23 protein-coding genes are annotated in these 23,916 nt (G+C 63.0%); 9 read left to right on the top strand and 14 right to left on the bottom strand.

The genetic code is table 11. The annotated features are described in order from the left end of the window. Positions 1-123: 123 nt before the first annotated feature. Positions 124-1,914, top strand: coding sequence for a gamma-glutamyltransferase (gene ggt, locus AC3B5Q_RS15045; RefSeq protein ID WP_101196023.1), 1,791 nt, complete (start codon positions 124-126; stop codon positions 1,912-1,914). A 44-nt stretch (positions 1,915-1,958) separates the two neighbouring features. Continuing rightward, positions 1,959-2,840: a LysR substrate-binding domain-containing protein gene (locus AC3B5Q_RS15040; RefSeq protein ID WP_021785640.1), complete on the top strand. Its 882-nt coding sequence runs from the start codon at positions 1,959-1,961 to the stop codon at positions 2,838-2,840. Positions 2,841-3,113: 273 nt separating this feature from the next. Here the strand turns inward: AC3B5Q_RS15040 and AC3B5Q_RS15035 are convergent, their stop codons facing one another. The 4 genes from AC3B5Q_RS15035 to AC3B5Q_RS15020 all read right to left on the bottom strand — a co-directional run bounded on the left by AC3B5Q_RS15035 (position 3,114) and on the right by AC3B5Q_RS15020 (position 7,133). Next, positions 3,114-3,713, bottom strand: coding sequence for an START domain-containing protein (locus AC3B5Q_RS15035; protein WP_101196024.1), 600 nt, complete (start codon positions 3,711-3,713; stop codon positions 3,114-3,116). Positions 3,714-3,801: 88 nt separating this feature from the next. Continuing rightward, positions 3,802-4,638, bottom strand: a complete 837-nt coding sequence (locus AC3B5Q_RS15030) for a bifunctional allantoicase/(S)-ureidoglycine aminohydrolase (RefSeq protein ID WP_003247865.1) — start codon at positions 4,636-4,638, stop codon at positions 3,802-3,804. A gap of 106 nt (positions 4,639-4,744) precedes the next feature. Further along, positions 4,745-6,136, bottom strand: a complete 1,392-nt coding sequence (locus tag AC3B5Q_RS15025) for an LLM class flavin-dependent oxidoreductase (protein ID WP_021785638.1) — start codon at positions 6,134-6,136, stop codon at positions 4,745-4,747. A 16-nt stretch (positions 6,137-6,152) separates the two neighbouring features. Then, positions 6,153-7,133, bottom strand: coding sequence for an aliphatic sulfonate ABC transporter substrate-binding protein (locus AC3B5Q_RS15020; RefSeq protein ID WP_021785637.1), 981 nt, complete (start codon positions 7,131-7,133; stop codon positions 6,153-6,155). Positions 7,134-7,392: 259 nt separating this feature from the next. Here AC3B5Q_RS15020 and AC3B5Q_RS15015 point away from each other — a divergent pair, with 259 nt between their 5' ends. Together AC3B5Q_RS15015 and AC3B5Q_RS15010 are read left to right on the top strand one after the other, a co-directional pair. Then, the gene (locus tag AC3B5Q_RS15015) at positions 7,393-8,277 is read left to right on the top strand and encodes an NHL repeat-containing protein (protein WP_021785636.1); all 885 of its coding nucleotides are present in this window, start codon (positions 7,393-7,395) and stop codon (positions 8,275-8,277) included. Between the two features lie 148 nt (positions 8,278-8,425). Continuing rightward, entirely contained in the window at positions 8,426-9,109 is a 684-nt protein-coding gene (locus AC3B5Q_RS15010) for a TetR/AcrR family transcriptional regulator (RefSeq protein WP_003247872.1), read from the top strand. A gap of 38 nt (positions 9,110-9,147) precedes the next feature. Here AC3B5Q_RS15010 and AC3B5Q_RS15005 read toward each other — a convergent pair whose 3' ends face one another. Continuing rightward, a complete protein-coding gene (locus AC3B5Q_RS15005) occupies positions 9,148-10,155 on the bottom strand; it encodes a GlxA family transcriptional regulator (RefSeq protein WP_103444295.1) in 1,008 nt (335 codons plus the stop codon). A 161-nt stretch (positions 10,156-10,316) separates the two neighbouring features. Here AC3B5Q_RS15005 and AC3B5Q_RS15000 point away from each other — a divergent pair, with 161 nt between their 5' ends. Continuing rightward, positions 10,317-10,787: an FAD/FMN-containing dehydrogenase gene (locus AC3B5Q_RS15000; protein WP_103462573.1), complete on the top strand. Its 471-nt coding sequence runs from the start codon at positions 10,317-10,319 to the stop codon at positions 10,785-10,787. Positions 10,788-10,890: 103 nt separating this feature from the next. Then, a complete protein-coding gene (locus AC3B5Q_RS14995; RefSeq protein WP_003247877.1) occupies positions 10,891-11,103 on the top strand; it encodes a PLDc N-terminal domain-containing protein in 213 nt (70 codons plus the stop codon). A gap of 43 nt (positions 11,104-11,146) precedes the next feature. On the opposite strand, the gene AC3B5Q_RS14990 is transcribed toward AC3B5Q_RS14995, so the two are convergent. Beyond that, on the bottom strand, positions 11,147-11,473 hold the full coding sequence (locus AC3B5Q_RS14990) for a hypothetical protein (RefSeq protein WP_021785633.1): 327 nt from the start codon (positions 11,471-11,473) through the stop codon (positions 11,147-11,149). A 345-nt stretch (positions 11,474-11,818) separates the two neighbouring features. On the opposite strand from AC3B5Q_RS14990, the gene AC3B5Q_RS14985 reads away from it, so the two are divergent. Continuing rightward, the gene (locus AC3B5Q_RS14985) at positions 11,819-12,229 is read left to right on the top strand and encodes a RidA family protein (RefSeq protein ID WP_021785632.1); all 411 of its coding nucleotides are present in this window, start codon (positions 11,819-11,821) and stop codon (positions 12,227-12,229) included. A gap of 107 nt (positions 12,230-12,336) precedes the next feature. Next, positions 12,337-13,209, top strand: coding sequence for a DMT family transporter (locus AC3B5Q_RS14980; protein WP_101196026.1), 873 nt, complete (start codon positions 12,337-12,339; stop codon positions 13,207-13,209). Here the strand turns inward: AC3B5Q_RS14980 and AC3B5Q_RS14975 are convergent. The 6 genes from AC3B5Q_RS14975 to AC3B5Q_RS14950 all read right to left on the bottom strand — a co-directional run bounded on the left by AC3B5Q_RS14975 (position 13,206) and on the right by AC3B5Q_RS14950 (position 20,383). Beyond that, a complete protein-coding gene (locus tag AC3B5Q_RS14975) occupies positions 13,206-13,925 on the bottom strand; it encodes a TorF family putative porin (RefSeq protein WP_101196027.1) in 720 nt (239 codons plus the stop codon). The genes AC3B5Q_RS14980 and AC3B5Q_RS14975 overlap by 4 nt on opposite strands. Positions 13,926-14,006: 81 nt before the next feature. Then, entirely contained in the window at positions 14,007-14,258 is a 252-nt protein-coding gene (locus AC3B5Q_RS14970; protein WP_330508020.1) for a hypothetical protein, read from the bottom strand. Between the two features lie 169 nt (positions 14,259-14,427). Continuing rightward, positions 14,428-15,384 carry an AraC-like ligand-binding domain-containing protein gene (locus AC3B5Q_RS14965; protein ID WP_274148867.1) on the bottom strand — a complete coding sequence of 319 codons (957 nt, stop codon included), beginning with the start codon at positions 15,382-15,384 and terminating at the stop codon, positions 14,428-14,430. 148 nt (positions 15,385-15,532) lie between these two features. After that, the gene (gene capA, locus AC3B5Q_RS14960) at positions 15,533-17,617 is read right to left on the bottom strand and encodes a caprolactamase subunit alpha (protein WP_330508019.1); all 2,085 of its coding nucleotides are present in this window, start codon (positions 17,615-17,617) and stop codon (positions 15,533-15,535) included. A gap of 13 nt (positions 17,618-17,630) precedes the next feature. After that, positions 17,631-19,376, bottom strand: coding sequence for a caprolactamase subunit beta (gene capB, locus AC3B5Q_RS14955; protein WP_330508018.1), 1,746 nt, complete (start codon positions 19,374-19,376; stop codon positions 17,631-17,633). A gap of 152 nt (positions 19,377-19,528) precedes the next feature. Then, a complete protein-coding gene (locus tag AC3B5Q_RS14950) occupies positions 19,529-20,383 on the bottom strand; it encodes a LysR family transcriptional regulator (protein ID WP_021785628.1) in 855 nt (284 codons plus the stop codon). 92 nt (positions 20,384-20,475) lie between these two features. Between AC3B5Q_RS14950 and AC3B5Q_RS14945 the strand changes: the two genes are divergently transcribed. Further along, entirely contained in the window at positions 20,476-20,904 is a 429-nt protein-coding gene (locus AC3B5Q_RS14945; protein ID WP_488392651.1) for a multidrug/biocide efflux PACE transporter, read from the top strand. A gap of 178 nt (positions 20,905-21,082) precedes the next feature. On the opposite strand, the gene AC3B5Q_RS14940 is transcribed toward AC3B5Q_RS14945, so the two are convergent. Both AC3B5Q_RS14940 and AC3B5Q_RS14935 read right to left on the bottom strand, forming a co-directional pair. Further along, positions 21,083-22,102 carry a branched-chain amino acid aminotransferase gene (locus tag AC3B5Q_RS14940; RefSeq protein WP_003247906.1) on the bottom strand — a complete coding sequence of 340 codons (1,020 nt, stop codon included), beginning with the start codon at positions 22,100-22,102 and terminating at the stop codon, positions 21,083-21,085. A gap of 136 nt (positions 22,103-22,238) precedes the next feature. After that, on the bottom strand, positions 22,239-23,816 hold the full coding sequence (locus tag AC3B5Q_RS14935; protein WP_488392650.1) for an ATP-binding cassette domain-containing protein: 1,578 nt from the start codon (positions 23,814-23,816) through the stop codon (positions 22,239-22,241). Positions 23,817-23,916 lie beyond the last annotated feature (100 nt).

Raw genomic sequence — 23,916 nt, 5'->3', positions numbered from 1 at the left:
CGCAGAGAGCAAAGGCTGTATTGGTCAGCGAATGGCTTGCCGGTAATTGCACCAAGGCTTGAAGTCGAGACTGCTTATGACCGACAGTACTTCGCTGAATAGGTGAAGGCAGGACGCTTGACGATGAAATATCCCACCCCGCTGATCTGCGTTCTGTGCCTGCTGGCTGCCAGTGACTGGGCCGGGGCCGACCAGGTATTGCCCGCACCACCGGAACTGGCCTCTGGCTACCGTAGCGGTTTGCAGCCGGTGCACGCCAGCCGGCACATGGTCGCCGCAGCCAACCCGCTGGCCAGTGAAGCGGGGCGGGCGATGCTGCGTGCCGGCGGCAGTGCGATTGACGCCGCCATCGCCATGCAAATGGTGCTGACACTGGTCGAGCCGCAGTCCAGTGGGATCGGTGGCGGGGCGTTCATCCTGTACTGGGATGGCAAGCGCGTGCAGGCATTCGACGGGCGGGAGGCAGCACCTGCGGCGGTGACGGAAAAACTGTTCCTGCAAGCCGATGGCACACCCATGCCGTTCCGGGTGGCGCAGATCGGAGGGCGTTCGGTGGGCGTGCCCGGGGTGCTGCGTGCCCTGAAACAGGTCCACGAGCAGCATGGCAAGTTGCCCTGGCACGCCCTGTTCACCCCGGCCATCGCCCTGGCACGCAACGGCTTCGCGGTTTCCGAGCGCCTGCACACGCTACTGGCCGGGGACCCCTACATTGCCCGCTCGCCCGCCATGGCCCGTTACTTCCTCGATGAACAGGGCAAGCCGCTGGCGGTGGGAACGATCCTGCGCAACCCTGAGTTGGCTCATACCTTCGAGCAGATCGCCGCACAGGGGCCCGAGGTGTTCTACAGCGGTGAAATTGCCGAAGCCATCGTCGCCAAGGTGCGTAGCCACGCCAATGCCGGTTATCTGTCGTTGCAGGACTTGCAGCGGTACCAGGCCAAGGAGCGCGAGCCGTTGTGCGGTCCCTACAAGGCCTGGCAGATCTGCGGCATGCCGCCACCTTCATCGGGTGGGGTGACCGTCCTGCAAACCTTGGGCCTGCTCGAAGCCGTGCAGCGCACCGCGCCGCAACGCGACCTGGCAGCGCTGCGACCGCTGGCCACTTCGTCCCCGGCCCGCCTGGAAGCCCCGCCCTTGGCCGTGCACCTGATCGCCGAGGCCGAGCGCCTGGCCTACGCCGACCGCGCTCAGTACCTGGCCGACAGCGACTACGTGCCCGTCCCGGTCAAGGCCCTGACCGACTCTGCTTATCTGGCCAGCCGCGCGGCGCTGATCGGCGAGCACAGCATGAAGCGCGCCCGTCCGGGCCACCCGCAAGGAGCGGACCTGGCACTTGCGCCCGACCGCTCGCCACTGCGTATCTCCACCTCTCACCTCAGTGCGGTGGATGACAGCGGCCAGGCCCTGGCCATGACCACCTCGGTGGAGGCCGCATTTGGCTCGCACCTGATGGTCAAGGGCTTCCTGCTCAACAATCAGCTGACCGACTTCTCGTTCATCCCCCACGAGCACGGCAAGCCTGTGGCCAATCGGGTGCAGCCGGGCAAACGGCCGCTGTCGGCCATGGCGCCGACATTGGTGTTCTCGCGTGCCACGGGCGAGTTTGTCGCGAGCCTAGGTTCGCCGGGTGGTTCGCAGATCATCGGTTACGTGAACAAGGCACTGGTCGGCCTGCTGGATTGGCAGCTCGACCCGCAACAGGCCGCTGGCCTGCCCAACTTCGGCAGTCGCAATGCCGGCACCGAAGTGGAAGCAGGGCTGAGCAGCCCGGCGCTGATCCGCCAGTTGGCAGCCTGGGGCCATGAGGTGACGCCGATGACCATGACCAGCGGCATGCAGATCATCCAGCGCAGCGGCGAGGGTTGGTCAGGCGGTGCCGATCCTCGGCGGGAAGGAGTGGCCCTCGGTGACTAGCCGTGATAGAACGCAGACTTGCCATTCATTAGTTGAATATCCAGATGTCCATCAGCGTGAAATCGAATAGAGCCTTGTTCGACCTCGATCTGCTGCGCGCTATTGTCGTAGTAGCCGACTGCGGCAGCTTCACTACCGCTGCTGCGCGTTTGCATTCGACCCAGTCGACGATCAGCCAGAAGGTACGCCGCCTGGAAGACATGGTCGGCCACCGCCTGTTGGTGCGGGGCAACCGTGATGTGCTGCCGACCGACGCCGGGCAGACCTTGCTCGGCTATGCCCGACACATGCTTGCCCTGAACGATCAGATGCTTGAAGCCCTGGCCGGGGCGATGGTAGGCACCACGGTACGGCTTGGCGTGCCCGAGGACTTCGTTGGCGGGCGTACCACCAATGCGCTGTCGGCATTCAGCCGGCTGCACCCACAGGTGAAGCTCGAAGTGACCAGCGGCTTGTGCCGCGACCTGAGCCAGGCCTACGACAATGGCGAGCTTGACCTGGTGCTGCTCAAGCAACGACGCAACAGCCGTGAGGGCGTGGCCTGTTGGCCAGAGCGTCTGCAGTGGATCGACAGCGCGCGCACGCCTGCCTTCGAGTTGGACCCGATCCCGTTGGTCACCTTTCCGCCACGTGGCCTGTATCGCGAGGACATGATCAACGCCATCGAAGGCATGGGCCGGCGCTGGCGCATCAGCTTTACCAGTTCCAGCCTCAGTGGCATCCAGGCCGCGGTCGCCGATGGCATGGGTATCAGCCTGCTGCCGCCAAGGGCGGCCACCGGCGAGCACAGGGTGTTGGGGGCCGGGCAAGGGCTGCCGGAGGTCGACAGTTATGAGATCGTCATCGTGCACCGGCCGACCGCGGATGTGATGGTCAAGGCGTTGGCTGAGGTGATGGCGCAGTTGTTGGCGGGCGGTGGGATCTGATGATCTGTGGAAGATGCTCTTGCACAGCACTCAAAGCCAGCACGATCATTGTGAGGTTGTCCGGCGAATACAGGTGAAGCCCTTTGCCTTCCATCGCGCAGCCTGCATCGCGGGCAAGCCCGCTCCCACACCCGTCACGCTCCCTGTTCGCCGGACCTGATTCAAGGTCACGATCCTTGCGCACATCCCGCGTTTTTTATTTTCTGTAGTACGTACCGTGGTACGGCGTGATCTTCCAGAGCGAAGCCCGGCGGATGGCGGCGACCAGCATACTCAAGGTTGGCGCTCAGCCACCGCTCGCAAGGTACGCAGCGTCACCACCGCTATATCCACCATTAGCCGGTTGGCCAGCCAGCTCGGCACATCCCCGGCAGGGGCGGCCTGCAACTGGTAGGTCACCTCGGTCACCCGCTCACCCAGCGGCTTCATCCGCCACTTGCCACTCAGGTGCCGTACCCGGATCAGTCCGTCAACCTTGGGGATTCTGTCGGGCTCGGCGCTCAGGTGGCGCACCAGGGTACCGTCGGCCAGGCGTTCGCTGGTCACTTTCAGCACCATGTCTCGCGGCCTCGTCGGCCATGGTGGGTTGGTGGTCAGGTATACCCAGGTGCTATCACCTTCCACATCCAGCAGCCGCAGCTGGTCACAGGCGTACAGCCACTTGCAGGCTACGCGCAGGTTATCCTGCAGGTCAGTAAGCGTGCGCACGCTGGCTTTCATGGTGCTGACACCACGAAACTGCGGGTAGGGCGAGGCGCTTGGGTCTTTCAGGTACACGCGAATGCCTTCGCGGTCGTAGGCGAGTTTCCAGCCATCGGTGGCCAGGGCAGAGGTGCACAGCAGCAAGGTCGCGATCAGCAGGTAGCGGTTCATGGCCGTACCCTGCAGGGGTGGGTGTTTCAGTATGCGCGGCAAACAGAAAGCCCGCCAGGTTGGCGGGCTTGCGGGCATCAGCCTGGGCTTAGCGTTTAGGGTTCAGCGTCAGGTGTACGTGACGGTTCACGTCCTTGTACAGCAGGTAGCTGAAGTTGCCTGGGCCGCCAGCGTAGCAGGCTTGCGGGCAGAAGGCGCGCAGCCACATGAAGTCGCCGGCTTCCACTTCGACCCAGTCCTGGTTCAGACGGTACACTGCCTTGCCTTCCAGCACGTACAGGCCGTGTTCCATCACGTGGGTTTCTGCGAACGGAATCACACCGCCCGGCTGGAAGGTGACGATGTTCACGTGCATGTCGTGGCGCATGTCGGCCATGTCGACAAAGCGGGTGGTTTTCCAGCGGCCTTCGGTGCCCGGCATTTCGATGACGGTGGCGTTGTCGCGGTGGGTGACGAAGGATTCCGGTACATCCAGGCCTTCAACCTTCTGATAGTGCTTGCGCAGCCAGTGGAAGGTGACGTTGGACTTGCTGTTGTTACGCAGGCTCCACTCGGCGCCCGGGGCCAGGAAGGCGTAGCCGCCAGGTACCAGGGTGTGGTGCTTGCCTTCGACGGTGATGTCCAGTTCGCCTTCGACGATGAACACCACGGCTTCCGCATCAGCGTCCAGCTCAGGGCGCTCGCTGCCGCCTTCCGGGGCCAGTTCGACGATGTACTGGGAGAAGGTTTCGGCAAAACCGGTCAGCGGGCGGGCGATGACCCACATGCGCATCTTGTCCCAAAAGGGCAGGTGGCTGGTGACGATGTCACGCATCACGCCTTTAGGGATGACGGCATAGGCTTCGGTGAACATGGCACGGTCAGTCAGCAGCTCGGTTTGAGCCGGGTGCCCACCGTGTGGGGCGAAGTACGAATGGTTCGACATGGACGATCTCGACTTGTTGTTCTCTCCCCATGCCTTGAACCGCACCGGCCGGTGCGGCGCAGGGGATGTGGCCACAGAATAGGGTCGAGTGCGTGCCATCCACAAATTAAATGTTGGAATACCCGGTATTTGATCGCTGAATACTGACCTGACGCCCAACGTGCCGTTCGGGCAGCTGGCTACCGCGGCCGAACAGCTTGTGGCGCAGGGGACCCTCGATGTAGCTCAGCGGGTAGCGGCCACGCCGTTGCAGCTCGGGCACCAGCAGGTCGACTACATTGGCCAGGTCGTCCGGTTGCACGGCGTAGGTCAGGTTGAAACCGTCGATGCCGGTATGGTCCAGCCAGGTTTCCAGCTGGTCGGCCACTTCGCTGACAGTGCCGATCAGCACGGGGCCGCGGCCGCCCAGGCCAACGAATTCGGCGGCTTCGCGTACGGTCCAGCGGCGAGTTGGGTCGGCGGCGGTAAAGGCTGCGAGGGCGGCACGGCCAGCATCGTTCTCGACGTACTCGATCGGTGCATCGGGGTCGAGGCCGGCGAAGTCGATACCGGTCCAGCCTGACAGCAGCGCCAGGGCAGCGTCCAGGTCAACATAGCGGCGATAGTCGTTAAAGCGGGCCTCGGCCTCTTCCCGCGTGGGGGCGACGATCAACAGCGCCTGGGCGTAGATCAGCACTTCGTCACGGCCACGCCCGGCCGCTTCGCAGGCCTGGCGGATGCCGTCGGCGTAGCGGCGCAGCACCGGCGGCGTTGGCCCGCTGATGAACACGCATTCGGCATGCCGTGCGGCAAACTGCTGACCGCGTGCCGACGCACCGGCCTGGAACAACACCGGGGTGCGTTGCGGCGACGGCTGGCACAGGTGCATGCCGGGCACCTGGAAGTGCTCGCCCACATGGTTGATCGGGTGTACCCGCGAGGGTTCGATATAGCGCCCGCTTTCACGCTCCAGCAGCACGGCGTCGTCGTCCCAGCTTTTCTCCCACAGTTTGTACAGCACCTGCAGGTATTCCTCGGCCAGGTCGTAGCGTTGGTCGTGGCCCAGTTGATGCGCCAGGCCGAGGTTGCGCGCAGCGCTGTCCAGATACCCGGTGACGATGTTCCAGCCGACCCGGCCATTGCTCAGGTGGTCGAGCGTGGACATGCGCCGGGCGAAGGGGTAGGGGTGTTCGTAGGTCAGCGAAAAGGTGACACCAAAACCCAAGTGCTCGGTCACCCCGGCCATTGCCGGCACCAGCAGCAGCGGGTCATTGACCGGCACCTGCACGCCACCGCGCAGAGCGGCTTGCGGGCTGCCTTGATAGACGTCGTAGATACCCAGCACATCGGCGATGAACAGGGCGTCGAACAGGCCGCGTTCGAGCAGGCGGGCCAGGTCGGTCCAGTAGCTCAGGCGGTTGAACGCCATACTGGTGTTGCGCGGATGGCGCCACAGTCCAGGGGACTGGTGGCTGGCAGCGTTCATGCTGAAGGCGTTGAAGCGGATCGGGCGGGGCATGGTCAGCGCGCTCCGTTCAAGGCAACACGGAAGCCGGGTACACCGCTTCGGCCACCTGTAGCTTGCGTGGAATCAGGCCCAGGCCCTGGAAGGTGTCCGCCAGCTTCTGTTGTTCGGCAACGATCTGCGGGGTGATAGCGACGGCGTTGTAGTTGCGCCGTTCGCTGGCCACTTCCAGCACCTGGGTGCTGATCCCCAGCTGCGGTGCCAGCAGCGCGGCAACTTCGGCAGGCTTGGCGTTGGCCCACTGGCTGACCTTGCCTAGCTCGGCAAAGAAGGTTTTCAGCAGTGCACGGTGCTCGTCGGCATAGCGGGCTGTGGACAGGTAGAAGGTGCGGTTGTTGGACAGGCCGCTGCCGTCGCGCAGGTTTCTCAACCCTGGCTGGCTTTCTGCTGCGGCGAGGAACGGGTCCCAAAGGGTCACGGCCTGCACACTGCCCGATTGCAGGGCGGCCACGGCATCGGCGGCATTGTTGACGTAGGCGGGGGTAATGTCCTTGTAACTGAGGCCAGCCTGCTGCAGGGCTACGGCCAGCAGGTATTGGGCATTCCAGCCGCGGCCGGTGGCCACGCGCTTGCCTTTCAGGTCCTGCACACTGGCCAGGTGGTCTTGCTCGCGCACGACCAGGCCAATGCCGCGTGGGTAGGGTTGTTCGGCGGCCAGGTAGACCACAGGCTTGCCGGCGGCCTGGGCGAACACCGAGGGGGCATCGGCTGCGTGGCCGAGGTCGATGGCGCCGGTGCTCAGTGCCTCCAGTAGCTGGGGGCCGGCGGCGAACTCATGCCAGCTGACCTTCACACCTTGCGGTGCCAGGGCCTTCTCCAGGGCGCCGCTGCCTTTGAGGATGTTGATGCTGTTGAATTTCTGGTAGCCGATGCGCAGTGTCCTGGCGTCGTCGGCAATGGCTTCGGACCAGGGCAGCAGGGCGCTGGCGACGCTGGCCAGTAAACCGCCGATCAGCAGACGGCGTAGTGGGGAGAAGGCATGTTTGGGCATGGGCATTGCTCCTTGAATCGGGTGAGAGGCGATCTGCCCAGGCTAAGGAGGTGGCGTTTGGCTTTCAATTTATATATTCCAGTTTGTTAGATTGTTTAGTTATTTTTATATCCTTTTGTTTTTAGTAGCGGGGTGCCTATCGTTGTTGGAGGCGCCATCGGCTGAGATCGGCGGGTCCTGCAGCACCCGTTTGTGCAGCTTTCGACATTTTTTTCACATTCGCTTGCTAGGATCCGCAACGATTCCGAGGAGCCCCTTCATGCCGCACATCCTGCGCAAGCGCAGCGCCCGCATCGCCATGACTGCCACCTCCGGGCTGCTCGCGGCCACCTTGGGCTTCTTCGCGTGGCAGAGTTTCTACCCGGTCCAGGCCGCTACCGGCTGGGATGTTGAGGTGTTGCATCGCGGCGTAACCAAAGCCGCCTCGCTGTTACCGCAAGCGGATGGCAGCCTGCTGGTCAGCCGTGAACTGGATGACGGCCGGGGCAGCATCCTCAAGATCACGGCTACGGGCGAGCGCGTCGTGCTGATCGATAACCTGTCCAAGCCCGATGGTATGGTCGCGGCACAGGGCGGCTGGGTGTTCAGCCAGGAAGGTGGCCTGGCACCTGTCAGCCTGTCCCTCGATGGCCAGGTCACCCGGCTGTTCGACGGCGAGAGCGTGCAAGGCCTCTGGAACGAAGGCAACTATCTTTATGCCATCGAAGACCGCAAGGGCAATGGTCGCCTGATGCGCTATGACTGGAGCAGCGGTCAGCTGGATGTACTGCGGTCCGGCCTGACCGAAACCGAAGGCCTGACCCGCTGCAGCGACGGCCGCCTGCTGTACACCGAAAAGGCCAATGGCAGGGTCCGCTCCCTGTCCGACGATGGCAGCGACCCGGTGGTGATCGACGGTCTGCGTAACCCTACGTTCTTGTATTGTGATCAACGTGGCCTATGGATCAGCGAGGACAACACACACCGTGCGCGCCTGCTGCGCATCGATGCCGATGGTAGCCAGCAAACGGTGCTGACTTTCCTCAAGGCTCCCCAGGCGATCATTGCCGATGGTATCGGGGGTTATCTGCTCGCTGAAGGTGGGCGTAACCGCGTGCTGCGCCTGACGCCCGCGCCGGCGCCCGCGACTGCCCAGCGTAACTGACTGTGCGCCTGGCTGATGATCAGTGCCCGCAGGCTGACCGCGCTGCTCGAGCCCAAGGCATCATGGCTACCCGACCAACAGCGTGCTTCCCTGCATGGTCGCGCTAACGGATAATCCCGGCATTCCAATAAACAGCCTGTGAGTGGGTATGAGTGATTCCGTAGTCGGCCTCGGCCAGCCTGAAACCGAAGGGGTGCGCAAAACGCGCAAGAACAACCCTGAGAAAACACGCGAGGACATCCTCCAGGCCGCCATCAACGAGTTCGTTCAGCAAGGGCTGGCCGGCGCCCGCGTCGACGCCATTGCCGAACGCACCGCCACTTCCAAGCGCATGATCTACTACTACTTCGGCAGCAAAGAGCAGCTGTATTGCGAGTGCCTGGTGAAGTTGTACGGGGATATCCGCAAGACCGAGCAGAGCCTGGACCTGGAGTCGTTGCCGGCTGAGCAGGCGATTCGTCGGCTGGTGGAGTTCACCTTCGATCACCACGACCGCAACGTCGATTTCGTGCGCATCATCTGCACCGAAAACATCCACTATGGCGAGTACGTCAAGCAATCACCGGCCATTCGCGAAATGAGCAGCCTGGTGTTGGAGGCCTTGGGCAACACCCTGCGCCGCGGCGTTCAGGAAGGCGTGTTCCGCGCCGGCATCGAGGTCATCGACCTGCACATGCTGATGAGCTCGTTCTGCTTCTACCGGGTGTCGAACCGCCATACCTTTGGCGAGATCTTCCAGATCGACCTGTCTGATGAGCAGGTAAAGCTGCGCCACAAAGCCATGATCTGTGATGCGGTGTTGCGGTATATCCAGCTCGAACCTCGTACCTGAGATTGCTCGAGCGCCTGGGCTGACTCAAAGAGCCTCGGTCACTCGCCCAGCCGTTGCTCGCGCGACGGCGGGTAGCCGAAATACGCCGCATAGCATTTGCTGAAGTGCGACACCGAGACAAACCCGCAGGCCACTGCCACTTCCATCACCGACAGGTCGGAATACTGCAGCAGCCGGCGGCTCTTGGTGATGCGCAGCTCCATGTAATAGCGCCGTGGCGACGTGCCCAGCTGGGCCTGGAACAGGCGGTCGATCTGCCGGCGCGAGCGCCCGCTGTAGGCGGCCAACTGGTCGAGGCTGAGGGTTTCCTCCAGGTTGTTTTCCATCAGCTCGACAATGGTGCGCAGGTGCAGGCTCATGGACTTCTTCGCCCCAGGACCCACCTGGCGGTAGCGCGCACCGGAAAATGACAGGATTTCCTCGACCCCTTCGGCCAGGCCATCACCATACAGCCGGCGCACCAGGCCCAGCATCAGCTCCATGGCGCCATTGGGGCTGGCGGCGCTGAGGCGGTCACGGTCGAGGGTAAAGCTGGCCGGGGTGATGCGGGTTTGCGGGCTGCGCTCGGACAGGCTGGCGCGTTGCTCGGGGTGGATGCTGCAACCGTAGTCGTCCAGTACCCCGGCGCGGCCAAGGAACCAGGCGCCGTTCCACAAGCCGCCCAAGGCCATGCCGTGGGCCGCGCAATCGTCCAGCAGGCGATCGAGTTCCGGGTACTTCAGTGGTGTGCGCAAGCCGCCACAGACCACCAACAGGTCCAGCTCCTTCAGCGCCGCGGCGGACAGCTCGGTGGCTACCAGTTCCAGCCCCAGGTCGCTGAGCACCCGGTCGCCGTCCAGCGACAGCGGAGTGAACTGGAAGCTGTCGGCACGCAGCAGGTTTGCCGTGACCAGCACGTCCATGGCCACGGTGAAACTGGCCATCGAGAAGTGTTCGAGCAGGATAAAGTCGACCCGATAGGGCGCCTGGACATTGGCGCTGCTTGTTTTCAGCCGTAGCATGTTGCTGGTGCTGGTTTTTTTGCTGAACTGGCGTGGCGTGGGCACTCTGGACTCCGCTTCCTGGCTGGCCCGCAGAGTGTGGACGGTGCCCGGAGGAAAGACAATCTCCCTGGTGGCGGTGTCGTATTACAGGTCGTGTTCAGGCAACCTGCCTGTCCTGGTGCTTTGCCGCTATGCTGACATTCCCGTCATTGAGGATGCCCCTGATGAAATATGCCGCTGTAGTGTTGCTCAGCCTGTTGCCGTTGCTGGCCAACGCCCTGGAGCAGGGCGACAAGCTCGCCCCGTTCACGCTGCTCGACCAGTACGACCAGGCCTACAGCCTTGATGCCGACACGCAGATTCTGCTGGTGGCACGCGATATGGACGGTGCCAAGCTGGTCAAGGCGGCATTGGCCGAGGAGCCCAAGGGCTACCTGGAAGCACGTAGCGCCGTATTTGTGGCCGACATCCAGCGCATGCCTGCACTGATCAGCAAACTGTTTGCTGTACCGGCCATGCGCGATTACAGCTACCGGGTGCTGCTCGACCGAGAAGGGCGAGTGGCCAGCCGTTACCCCGGGCAGGATGGCCAGGTGCAGTGGTTGCAACTGCAGCAGGGCGTGCTGGTCAGCCAGCGGGCGTTTACCGATGCAGCGGCGTTGAAGGCTGCACTGGAGAACGCACCACGGCAATGAGGCCCTATCGCCGCGCCTGAACAGAGGTGTGGCGAGTTAAATCAATCTGAACCCTCAGCGCTTGCAGCAACCCAACCCATTACATGCCATTGGGAGAGCGCTCATGGAAATCGGTACAATCTGGATCATCATCGCGGCCCTGGTCATTCTGCTGGAGATCTGGGCCATCTGGCACATCATCGGCAGTGAACGGCGCGCCGAGCGCAAGATGCTGTGGATCGTCTTCGTGGTCTACGCACCATTCCCCGGTTTGCTGTTCTGGGCCTGGCGCGGGCCGCGGGCGGTGAAGGGCAGGGCGGTGCTGCAGGAGAAATGAGGTTTGCGGCCTCAGGCGCGGGGGCGCCTGAGGCCTTCGAGGTTCATTTGGGCAGGATGTCGAAACGTATGGCAGGGCCCAGCCCGTCCACCATCAGGCACCCGTAGAATTTCACGGTAGACAGTACGCGCAATTCCTTGAGCGCGTCATGGATGTAGTCGCGGACCAGCTTTTCAGCTTCACGCTTGCGGTCAGCGAGGCTGGTGCCATTGAGCGTGATCATGCCAAGCAACGTGGTTTCAATGTGCTCGACGGTGTCCAGGCCGAGCTTTTCCCGCAGGTGCAGACGTGCCTGTGCCGCATCGGTTTCATCGCGTGGAGCGTTGTGCGGCTTGATGGTATAGGCCAGCTGAAAATCAAATTTGCTCATCGGTTTTTCCTTGTTGGTTAAAGGCCTCCATGCCGGGCTTTGCACTCTAGGCTCTGTACGGAAAGCCTTGATACTTGTTGATGCTGCGTTGAAAACAGCCTCGGAATGCTCATGTACTCCAGTACAGTCGGGCGCGACCCCGGCCGTTCCTCGGCTGTTTTCGCCTTGCCTGACCTGCGTCTCAAGACTTTTCGTACAGAGCCTACGGCCTTACAGCCACCGCGCAAACACACGCGTGGTTCTGACATGACGGTGTTTTGTACGAAATGTCCTACTTGGTGCTTGACCTCGAGTTAGCTTAAGGTCCGATACTCCGGCGCTCTTCCAACCGAGCGAGGGCTTGTCGTGACCCCATCAAACGCATTCCAGCTAAGCAACCCCGAAGGCCTCTACGACCCCAGTGGCAACGCCTACTCCCATGTCGCCGAAGTGCGCGCTGACAGCCGTCTACTGTTCATCGCCGGCCAGGGTGGGGAGGAGAGCAATGGCCGGTTGTCACCTGTGTTCGCCGAACAGGCTCGCCAGGCACTGGCTAACCTGGAACTGGCCCTGGCGTCGAAAGGTGCCAGCCTGGCCCAGGTGTTCAAGCTGACCCTGCTGATTGTCGAGCACTCCGAAGCGCGCCTGGGCCAATGGGTGGCCGAGGCCGACAGGGCCTGGGGAACGCGCATGAAACCGACCTGCACGTTGATACCGGTGCCACGGCTGGCGCTGGACGGCATGCTGGTGGAAATCGAGGCAGTCGCTGCGGTGTAGTGCAGTCAAATCAGTGGTGGCGCCAGGGAATTACTCTGTTGTATATCGATGCAGGCACCATCGGCACTGCTGCTATAACAACAATCCCACTCAGAGGTGACCACACCATGAGCACTGGCACGAGCACGCTTACTGACCGCAAGACCAGAGCCTGGCTTTGGCCTGCGCTGTTCAGCCTGGTGGCATTTGCTGCCAACTCGGTGTTCTGCCGGCTGGCGCTGAAAGACGGGGCCATCGACCCGGTATCCTTCACCATGGTACGCCTGGCCAGTGGTGCGCTCTTTCTGCTGTTGCTGATTCGCCTGCGTAAGCCGGTGCACACCATGGGCGGCAATTGGTGGGGCGGCCTGGCGCTGTTTCTGTACGCGTTCCTGTTTTCTGCGGCGTACCTGCAACTGGGGGCTGGGGTGGGGGCGTTGTTGCTGTTCGGTGCTGTACAAATCACCATGTTCGGCTTTGCCTGGTACCGGGGCGAACACATCACGGTACGCATGCTTCTGGGCATGCTGATCGCCTTTGCCGGCCTGCTGGTGCTGCTGTTGCCCGGTGCTTCGGCACCTTCGTTGGCCAGTGCCTTGCTGATGGCTCTGTCCGGGGTGGCCTGGGGGGTGTATACGCTACTGGGCAAAGGCTCGCCCAGGCCGCTGGCCGACACTGCCGGCAATTTTGCCCGCAGCCTGCCTTGCCTGGTGCTGCTGCTACCGATGCTGTTGCTGGGCGCCGGCCCGCACCTCACGCCGCTTGGCTTGGCGTATGCATTGGCTTCGGGTGTGCTGGCCTCAGGCGCCGGCTACGCCGTGTGGTATGGCGTGGTCAGGCAGGTCAGTGCGCAACAGGCGGCGACCCTGCAGCTCAGCGTGCCGGTGATTGCCGCACTGGGCGGGGTTGTCCTGATCGGCGAGCCGGTGTCGTTGCGCTTGTTGATCGCCTGTGTGGTGGTGTTGGGCGGCATTGCCCTGGCGCTGGCGTCGCGCCGTTAAAAAAAGTTGCGCTGGGCCTTGAGGGTGACCACGCTGTCGCAATAGGTGTTGATACCTGAGTACGCATCGCAGCCGTCGCCACTCAGGCTGGAGTTGCTGTAGATCAGGTTCAGGTCGATGCCCAGCCAAGGCCGCGACAATTCCAGTGACCAATCGGAAAAGGCATTCACCTGGCTACCATCACCAATGGTGAACGGTGTGCCCAGGCGGTGGTGGGCGAGCTTGACGGTGAAGTCGACGTCGAACATCGGCAGATGGCCGAAGTCGGCGAACAGCGTGCCGGTGCGGTTGTCGGGGTTGTCGCGCAGCGCCCCGCCGAAGCGGCTGCCCAGTACCGAAACACCCCCATACAGGGCGTAGCTGTCGGGGCCTGCGATATTTGGCTGACTGTAATGGATCAACCCTACCTCGTAGCCCAGGCTGCTGTCGAAATGGTGCTTGTAGCCCAGGTAACTGTCCAGGCGCAGGGTCGAGTTGTGGGCGACGCCCATGCTGGGGGCGTACTGGCCCAGATACCAGCCATTGGGGTGGCTAAGGTCGAGCCCACCATGGAATGCGCCGACGGCGCTGGGTGAGATAAGCCCTTGCGCCATGCTGCGCGAGGGAGTGGTACCGAGTGTAAAGTCGAAATCGCCCAGTTGGCGTTTCATCTGCTGGGCTAGCGATACGGAGCTGAAAAGCAGCGCAGCACTCAGCAACAGAAGGGGCCTGATCATGGTCTCCGTCCTGGAAGGCTTGCGGTTGAGCGGTAGAGGATACCTGCGCAAGTGGAGGGAGGGAACCGCCGGCTAGCCCGTTCAGCCTTTGGTCGAAGGTTCATTGTCGGTGGTTTCGGTCACCACAGGCAGCTTGCCAGCACGCAGGATTACCCGCCGTTGCTGCTCGTAATTGTCCAGCGACAGGCCGCGGCGCTGCAAGGCTTCCAGTTGCAACTGGCGAGTTTCTTCAGCGGTGTACGGGCGCAGCTCAGGGTGGCTGGCACAGCCGCTGATCACGGTGATGGCGAAAACGACAAGGACGGCGGCAAGCTGGCGGGCCAGGGCATTCATCGGTTAGCTCCAGGGCAGTCTAGTAGGCAGCGAGGGGATGGAGCTAGGTTATGCGGCCACAGCATTCGGTAGAAATTGCCCTGCTCGATAGTGACTATCGACGGTTCCGAGGAAGCCCACCTAAATCGCATCCTGGACGCACAGGGCCCATCCACTTTCCGTTGCTTTATCAGTGCATACGCGTAGCCCGCACCTCGCTTGCCGTGCACCCATACTGCTGGCGAAACGCCCGGGTGAACTGCGCCTGGTCGGCAAAACCCCAGCGAAATGCCAGTTCGCCGATGGCCGAGTGGCAATGCGGGTCGCGCAGTTGCCGGTGCACGGCCTCCAGGCGTTGACGGCGTACCCACTCGCCAAGGGTGTAGGGCGTGATCGCGAACAGCTTGTGAAGGTAACGCAGCGACAGCCCACAGGCGCTGGCGATGGTTTGTGGCGACAGCTCGGGGTCCCCCAGGTTTTGCTGCACATACTGCTCGACCCGCGTCAGGTGCAGGGTGCTGAGGTTGCTGCCTTCGCTGCCCAGCACGCGCTCATCCTGTTGCAAGGCCAGCAGCAGGGTGGCAGAAGCCTGTTCCAGCAGTAAATGCCGGGCGGCTGCGGGGCTGGTGTCGAAATGGCGGGCACACAGGTCGAGTTGCTCAACGAAGATGCGCCCCAGGCCCTGACGGGCATCGAAACAATGCCGGGTATAGCGCTTGTGCCCCAGCAGGTTGGCTTTGAGTGCACGCTCGGGCAGCTTGAGCACCCACAAGTCGTTCTGCGTGCCGTAGTGGAAGCGGTAGGGTGCATCGCCGCGCTCGACGATGAAACCGCCAGGGCTGCAACTGATTTGGTGGCCGTCCTGTTCGAAGTGCACCTCGCTGCCATGCGGCACGGTCACCAGATAGAACGCTTCATGGTCCTGGCCAATGTGCGCTTTGTTGCGCGAGTAACCCAGCTGGCTGGAGCGCAGGCGCGACAGGCTGAGCGGCGTGCTCGGCGTACTCCAGCGCTGCAGGTGGCCATCGAACGGTTGTCCGGCAGCAAATTCAAGGCTCAGCGGAAAATAGGTGTCACTGATGGCTTCGGCCCAGCGTGCCTGGCGTTCTGGTTGTGGCCAGCCGTGAGTCGAGAGTTCTGTGGGCATGGTGGGTCCTTTTTCAAAGAGGGCAGCATTGAAAAAAGGAACTGCAGGCAAGCTACTCAAGCAGCTCTTGTTATTGTACAAACCGCCCGGCAGCGCAAAACTGCCGGGCGGTTGTCAGGCCCATGATCGGCGCGCGCCGACCGCAAGATCAACCCCCGCGTGTCACCCGGTAGGTGGCCGACGGCTCCAGGCGCGCCTGCCAGCCGGGTGGCAGGACAATGTTGGTGGTGTCTTCCTCGATCACGCAGGGGCCATGCACGGTCTGCCCAGGCAACAGGTGGTTGCCGTTGAACACCGGTGTGGGCTGCGATTCACCATCGGCACTGAACAGCATCGGGCGGACGGATTGCGCGGTGGGGGCGGGGGGCTCGGCCGGCCCCTGCAGCTCGGGTTGCGGCGGGCGTGGCAGGTGGCCGATCACCGAGCACTCCAGGTTTACCAGCTCCACCGGGCTGGCGGGTTCGCTGTACGAGTACAGGGTCTGGTGGCGGCTGTGGAAGCAACTGATCAGCGCGGCCAGCCCTGCCTCGTCCAGGCTGTGCTGCTGCAGGTCCACACTGCACTCATGAATTTGCCCCAGGTAGCGCATCTCCAGGGTGTAGTGACAGCTGCTGGCCTGGTCGCCAAAGCCGTCTTCGCGCAGGTTGGCCAGGCCTTGCTGACGCAGTCCGGCGAGGGTCTGGTTGAGTTGCGCCAGGTCGACGTGCTCGGCGTCCAGGCGCATCGACAGGCTGGTGAGCTGGTCGTAGCGCACGTCGGACAGGATCTGGCCGAACGCACACAAGCCCGAGGCCACCTTGGGGATCAGCACGGTATGCATGCCGATTTCTTCGGCCAGGCGCACCACGTGCATGCCCGCCGCACCGCCTGCGCCGATCAAGGCGAAGTCACGCGGGTCGTGACCGCGCTCGATCGATACGCGGCGGATGCCGTTGACCATGTTCAGGTTAACCAGGGTGGTGATGCCGAATGCCGCGCGTTCCACACTGATGCCCAACGGTTCGGCGACCTTGCTCCGGATGGCGTCCAGCGCGGCCTGACGGTTCAGGCGGATACTGCCGCCCAGCAATGCGCCGTCGGGCAGATAACCAAGTGCCAGGTTGGCGTCGGTGACCGTGGGTTCGCGGCCACCCTTGCCGTAGCACACCGGCCCAGGCATGGCGCCGGCGCTGCGCGGTCCGACCTGGAGCATGCCAAGCTCGTCCAGGTGGGCGATGGAGCCACCGCCGGCACCCAGGGTCTCCACCTGGATCATCGGCACGCCGATGCGCTGGCGCAGGAAGTCCACGTCCTTGCTGAAGTTGGTGCGTCCGGCATTGGTCAGGGTGATATCGAACGAGGTGCCGCCCATGTCCACGGTAATGACGTTGTCGATACCGAACGGCCTCGCGACCGCCAGCCCGGCTTTTGGCGCTGAGGCCGGACCAGAGTTGATCGCGTTGACGGCGCGCTCACGCATCAGGTGCCCGGGCGCCAGCCCGCCGTTGGACTGGAAGTAGCGTACCGGCTGCTGTGCGCCAAGCTCCTGGAACAGGCTGTCGATGCGCGCCACGTAACGTGCCATTACCGGGCTGAGGTAGGCGTTGACCACGGTGGTGGAGGTGCGGGTGTATTCGCGAATCTGCGGGAACACCTCGCAGCCGGTGCAGACGAACACCTCGGGCAGGGCGGCCCTTACTAGTTCGGCGGCCCGCTGTTCGTGGCTGGGGTTGCGCACCGACCACAGGAAGGAAATGGCCACGGCCTGCACGCCTTCGGCACGGAAGTAGTCGATGGCGGCATGGATGGCGGCTTCGTCCAGCGGGCTGTGCTCGCGACCATCGCCAAGGATTCGGCCACCGATCGGGCGGCGCAGGTGGCGTGGGGCAAGCATGTGTGCCGGCGGGTAGTGGGCGTCGTAGCGGTGGCCTTCTTCCTTGTGGCCCAGGCGGATTTCCAGGCTGTCCTCGTGCCCCTCGGTGCACAGCAGGCCCACCTTGACCCCGGTGCGCTCTATCAGCGCATTGAGGGCTACGGTGGTGCCGTTGATGCACAGGTCACAGTTGGCGATCAGTTCGGCCGGGCTGCGCCCGGTGGCGTCGGCGATCTGTGCCAGGCCGGCGCGAATGGCCAGGGTGCCGTCCTGCGGCGTGGACGGGGCCTTGAACAGCTGCACGCCGCCGTCGCGATCGGCCAGGATGAAATCGGTGAAAGTGCCGCCGGCGTCTACGCCCAGGCGATATTGGTTACGCATGCGTGTTCTCCGGTTAGCGCGGGGCGCGGGCAAGGCAGGTGGCTGTTTCGTCCAGTTGGCCATCGGCATCGAGGACCACGCCATATTCCAGGGCTGCGCCTTGTGGCGAGACCAGGCCGTTGCGCACGTCCTCCAGTACTGCTGCGACCCGACGGCGCAGCGGGTCGCCATAGCCACCCCCCCCTGGGTTGATGTTGATGATGCGTTCGCCGGGCTGCAGGGTGAGCATGGGGTTCTGCGTGTAGTGGTCTTCGCGGCCATCGGCGTGGCGATGGATCAGCCGGCCCAGTTTGGGCTCGAGCAGGGCATTGCGAGCCCCGGCGGCACCGGCGGTGGGCAACTGGCGGCCCTCGCCGAAGCCGACCACGGTCATGGCGTGGTCCAGCGGTTCTATCTCCAGGCGGGTGCCCGAACCACCGCGCAACTCACCGGCGCCACCACTGTCGGCCATCAGGCTGTAGCGGTGGATCAGCACCGGATAAGCGTGTTCGAGCAGCTCGATGTCACCGCTCATCAGCGCCCCGAAGCAGCACAGCGGGCCGCAGGCGTGCCAGCCATCCATCACCTTGTTGGCACCGGCACCGGATATGATCGAGGCCAGCACCATCGTCACGTACTCGCTATTGCCGTTGCGCGGGTCGCGGCCGGCAATGTTGATGCCGCTGGTATGCCCCCAGGAGGCCGTTACCCGCTGTGGCGAGGCCTGTTCCAGCGCAGTGCGCACGGCATCGGCGAGGGTTTCCATCGGCGTGGTGGTGCAATTGACGTGGGGCGCGGGTTCCTCGGCATTGCACAGCGTGCCCCTGGGGCCGACATCGACCGTCACGCAGCGATACAGGCCTTCGTTGTAAGGCGGCGCCACCTGGGCGAACATCATCAGCCCCAGGTACACCCCGGATACCGAGTTGCCCTCATAGGAATTGATGAAGTACGGCACCTGGGGCGGGCTTTCGATGCGTACATGGGCCTGGTCGCCACGGATCTGCACATGGGCGGTGATGGCCAGTTCACCCAGACCGTGGCCGGCATCTTCGAGCACGGCGGTGCCACTGTAGTCACCATCCGGCACATCGCGCAACAGCGCCCGCATGTGTCGGTCGGCCATGTTCTTCAGTTCGGCGATGCAGGCACGCACCTGTGCCACGCCGTATTTGTCGAGCAGCTCCAGCAAGTGCCGCTCGCCGACCTTGCAGGCGCCATACTGGGCATTGAGGTCACCTTCCTGATAAGGGCGGGCGCGCATGTTGATGAGCATGAAGTTGATCACGTCCTCACGACGCTTGCCCTTTTCCCACAGCTTGACCGGTGGAATGCGCAGGCCCTCGGCGTAGATCTCCTTGGCATCGGGGTTGTAGCCCGCCGGCACCGGGCCGCCGATGTCGGTCAGGTGGCCCTTGCAAACGGTCCAGAACACCAGCTCGCCTTGGTAATACACCGGCTTGTACATGCAGCAGTCGAGAATATGGCTGCCCTTGTAGGCGGGGTCGTTGTGGTAGATCACGTCGCCTTCGGCGATGTCGTCGCCGAAGAACTCGGCCACGCACTTCATGGCCGGGATCAGCGAGCCTAGGTGGATGGGAATGTCCTGGCCCTGCAGGATCATTTCCGGCAAGTGGTCGAACAGCGAGTTGGAATAGTCGTGGGCCAGGTTGAACACACTGGAGCGCCCGGTTTTCTCCAGGGTCAGGGTCATTTCGCGTTGCGCTGTCTCCAGCGCACCCCGGACAACCGCAAGGGTGATCGGATCTACTGTCTGCATAGGTCACCAACGTTTGTTCTTGTGCTTTGGGTGCGTGCCGCAGCGGGGCGGCGCGTGGTGACAGGCTAAGGGGCAGGGTGGGGGGAAGGCTTGTCGCTGGGTGTACCGGTTGTTGTGTCTGGGCGCACTTCAAGTTCGGGCGGGCAACACAACTATTGCCCCAACATCTGTCGCACCAGCCATTGCCCGGCCGGCCCCAAGGCACGTCGGCTCGACCAGGCCACATCCATATCCACCCGCCGGGGGTAACCCGCTATCTGCAACTCCACCAGCTCGTGGCCAAACCGTCTTACCAGCGCCCTGGGCAGTTCGGCCCAGCCAAACCCGCGCACGGCGAACTCCAGCAGGGTAAGGTAATCCGGTGCCGACCACGCTTGGCCACGGCCATGGTGCAGGCTGGGGGCATAGGTCTTGATATACAGCTGTCGTGCGTTCTCCAGATGCTGTGCCTTTACTTGCGGCAGGCTTGCCAGCGGATGCTCGCTGGCGACATATACGCCGAACTCTGCCTGCTCCGGCAAGCGCGCCACGGCCACGTCGGCGGGGTAGCCGGGCTGTGTGGCAAGGATGCCGACATGGGCCAGGCCCTGCTGGATCATCTCGATCACATCAGCGTCTTCCGCCGGGCCGCAGCGTAGCTCGGTATGGGGGTAGTGCTGGGCGAAACGAGTCATCACCGCCCCTTGGAACGTTACGCTGTAGCTGTCCGACATCACCACAGATACCAGCGCCTCGACATTTTGCGCCAGTCGCACTGCCAGCGCATCGAGCTGGGCGCTGGCATCGAGAATCGCCTCTACATGGCTCCGCACCTGCCTACCCGCTTCATTCAGCGTGGGGTGGCGGCCACTGCGATCAAACAGCGGGCAGCCGATATCGGCCTCGAAATTGGCAATGGCGATGCTGACGGTGGACTGGCTTTTGCGCAGCTTGCGCGCCGCCGCAGAAAACGAACCGAGTGATGCGGCTTCGGTAAAGGCGACCAGAGCTTCGGGAGAGTATCGCATGGTATTGATAAAACCGATGGCAGCTATATCGCGAGTATCAGTTCTATCAAAGAGAATGGGAAGCACGACTCACGCAATGGATGGAATTTGCAATGAAAAACGTGTCTTTCACCGAACGCCTGGTCCATGCGGTTGGCTATGAAGTTTTCGCGGTACTGCTGTGTGCGCCGCTGCTGTCCTGGATCATGGGCAGGTCATTGGCAACGGCGGGCGCGCTGGCGGTGACCCTGTCGGTAATCGCCATGTTGTGGAACATGGCCTACAACGCACTGGTCGATCGCTGGGTGCAAACCGAACGCATCAACTGGAAGGCCAGTATGCGTTTCGTGCACGGTCTTGGCTTCGAAGCCGGCCTGGTGGTGTGGTGCCTGCCGGTGGCGGCTTGGATGCTGGATATTTCGCTGCTGCAGGCGTTCATGGTGGAGCTGGGCTTCTTCGTAATCATCCTGCCCTACACCGTGGTGTACAACTGGACGTTCGACAAAGCCCGGCACCTGCTGGTTCAGCGGCACCTGGCATGATTCTGCAACCCTGCGCGGTTCACTGATCGGGGGGCACAGGTCGGTGGTTGGGCGCAGCCGGTGCCATGCCCCGCGTCGCCTGATTTGTGGGTGAAACCGTTCGAGGTGACCGTATAAACCCATGAAAAACGGGGCATGCCATCGCTGGCATGCCCCGTTTTCATACAGCTGATGCGCCTCAGGCGACCTTGACGATCCAGCCTGCCGGTGCCTCTACATCGCCGCTCTGGATACCGGTCAGCTCGTTGTAGAGCTTCTGGGTAACCGGGCCGACCTTTTCCAGGTCGTGGAACACGTGCAGCTTGCCGTTGTACTCGATGCCGCCGATTGGGGTGATCACGGCTGCGGTACCGCAGGCACCGGCTTCGACGAAGCGGTCCAGCTTGCTGATCTCGACATCGCCTTCGATCACGGTCAGGCCCAGACGCGATTGCGCCAGCTCCATCAGCGAGAGGCGGGTGATGCCTGGCAGCACCGAGGCCGATTTCGGGGTGACGAACTCGTTGTTGGCGGTGATGCCGAAGAAGTTGGCCGAACCGACTTCCTCGATCTTGGTGTGGGTCAGCGGGTCGAGGTAGATGGCATCGGCGAAGTTGGCCTTCTTCGCTTCAGCGCCCGGCTGCAGGCTGGCAGCGTAGTTGCCACCGACCTTGGCCGCGCCGGTGCCCTGCGGGGCAGCACGGTCGAAGCTGGAAATCTGGAAGTTGTGCGGCTTCATGCCGCCCTTGAAATACGAACCAACCGGGATGGCGAACACCGAGAAGATGAACTCGGGGGCGGTGCGCACGCCAATGTTGTCGCCGGTGCCGATCACGAACGGGCGCAGGTACAGGGCGCCTTTGCCGTGCGGTGGCACGAACTTTTCGTTGGCCTTGACCACTTGCTTGCACGCTTCGATGAACACATCGGTCGGTACGTGCGGCATCAGCAGGCGTGCGCAACTGCGCTGCATGCGGGCGGCGTTCTGGTCCGGGCGGAACAGGTTGATCGAGCCGTCCTTGCAACGGTAGGCCTTCAGGCCTTCGAAGCACTGCTGGCCGTAGTGCAGGGCCGTGGAGCCTTCACTGATGTGCAGTACGTTGTCTTCGGTCAGGGTGCCCTTGTCCCACTCGCCATTGCGCCATACGGACAGGTAGCGTTTGTCGGTCTTGATGTAGTCGAAACCCAGCTTGTCCCAATTAATGCTTTCGTTGCTCATGACACCCTCATTGTCTTGCAAGTGCCCGATCGCTCGGGCTGCTGTTATATGCGCACCATGCCACCTTAAACCATCCTTGGCGGATCGGGAACGGCCAGTCACGAATTGATAGGCTGCGATGCTTTTTTTTCGGTTTCTACAACCGCAAGTACTCATCCAGCGCCAGGTTTTCCAGCAATACCGCATCATGGGACGCCACTATCAGCGCCCCGCGAAACTGCCCAAGCATGCGTTCCAGGGCTGTCAGCGATGGCAGGTCCAGGTGGTTGCCGGGTTCGTCAAGCAGCAACAGGTCGAGCGGCCGTTCACGATACAGCACGGCGGCCAGCGCCGCCTTCATACGCTCGCCGCCGCTAAGTAGGCCACTGGGCAGTTCGATACGGGCCGCATCCAGGCCCAGTTGCGCCAGGCGGCTGCGCAATTTTCCCTGGGCCAGCGTCGGGTTGGCTTGGCGCAGGTGTTCGAGCACGCTGCGGTTGCCTGCCAGTGTGCTGCAGTGCTGGTCGAGTAGGGCGGTCTCACCACTGAGGCGCACGTTGTCGGGCGATGCCGGCAATTCCCCATTCAGCAGCCTGAGCAGGGTGGACTTGCCACTGCCATTGGCGCCGATCAGCCCTACGCGCTGGCCCAGGCACAAGCGCAGGTCAAGCGCTTTACGGGTGCCATGGGGCAAGCAAAGTGCCTGCAAGGCCAACACTTCACGGCCCGGATGACGCTGAGGGGTGGGCGTGTGCAAGGTAATAGCGCTGTCTCGCTCCACCTCGCGGGCGGCGTCACGCACTTTGCCCATAAGCGTTTGCCGAGCATCGCGATGGTCGCGGCGCTGCTTGCCGGCAGTGGCCTGGCTGCGCTCCTGCTTGCGGTCGACCAGGATCTTGGCTTGGTTGGCGTGCCTGGCTTGGCGCCCGGCCCGGGCCTGATGGCGCTCCAGGTCTTCGCGTTGGCGCTGCAGTTCACCGGCCTGGCGTTGCTGCTCCTGCTTCAGCCGGGCAAGTTGCTGCTGGGCCTGCGCCGTCTGGTTGGCTTTTTGCGCACTATAGAGGCTGTAGTTGCCACCATAGGCCTGCAAGCCCAGGCTGGATAATTCGACAATGCGTGCCATGTGCGCCAGCAGGCTGCGGTCGTGGCTGATCACCAGCAAGCCACGGTCCCAGGCTTCGATCATGCTCAGCAACTGGGCGCGGGCGTTGCTGTCCAGGTGATTGCTTGGCTCGTCGAGGATCAGGTAATCAGCATCGCTGAGCCACGCGCCAATCAGTGCCACGCGCATGGCTTGGCCACCGCTCAGGGTCCGAGCGGGCTGGCGCCAGTCAAGTTGACCCAGGCCGTGGCACTGAAGCTGCAGTTGCAATTGCTCGCGCATATCCCAGCGCTCGCCAACGGTGTCGAAATCCTGGGGCTTGATGCTGCCTTGCTCGATGCGTTCCAGCGCCGCAATCACCGGCCCCACTTGAGCCAGGTCGGCCAGCGTGGCGCTGCGCTCGATGACTTGCTGATCCAGCAAGTGGACAGGCCCGAGGCGCCGACAATGGCCGCTGCTCGGTTCACGCTGGCCGGCAAGAATTTGCCCTAGCAGGCTTTTGCCCACGCCATTGCGCCCGACCAGGCCGGTGCGGCGTTGGTCGAAGGTTTCGTTGAGGTTGCTAAACAGCGGCCTGCCATCAGGCAAGACCAAGGAAACGCTGTCCAGCGTCAGAATCGACGTGTTCGTCATGTACATCTCCACAAATGCCGCGACATCTCCGGAACGAACCGGAGGCTGAAGACTGGCCGTCGAACGGACGGCGGCATCAATGGCGCATTGGACGAACACC

Source organism: Pseudomonas sp. D5(2026), from assembly GCF_057766845.1.
The sequence above is the reverse complement of the archived record's forward strand: the minus strand, read 5'-3'. Positions and strand labels throughout refer to the sequence as shown.